The following is a 366-nucleotide window of genomic DNA, read 5'->3' on the forward strand; positions in this document are numbered from 1 at the left end:
AACCCATCTCCGGACCGAAGAGACTCTGATTGGCGAAGCCGTATGCATCTTTTGCTATATTAATGCCACCAATGGTCGTGCCAAATACCAAATTGTATGCACTCTCGGCGTAGCCCTTAGCACCTTGTCCAAGTGGATTGAACATAAAGAAGCCTTCCGCTGCGCCAATGTTTGTCGCGACACCCGGTGTGTCGATTACAGGCTGCTGCAGGGTACCGTTTCGCATCTTCGCGTAGTATTCATCGACAGAGGCTTTCGCTTCAGCCGCTGTCGGCTTTCTGAAAGCAGCGTTGGGGATATCGGGTATTGCTGCTTGAGCGTTCAATTCCTCCACACACATCCTGTCGCCGCGCATCAAGCAATCGA

1 protein-coding gene is annotated in these 366 nt (G+C 51.9%); it reads right to left on the reverse strand.

Annotated features, from left to right (window positions below):
* Positions 1-325: hypothetical protein (locus GM658_RS28675; protein WP_170299040.1), on the reverse strand; the 325-nt coding region annotated here is incomplete at its 3' end.
* Positions 326-366: the final 41 nt, after the last annotated feature.

This window comes from Massilia eburnea, assembly GCF_009720745.1.
GTDB lineage: Bacteria > Pseudomonadota > Gammaproteobacteria > Burkholderiales > Burkholderiaceae_D > Rugamonas > Rugamonas eburnea.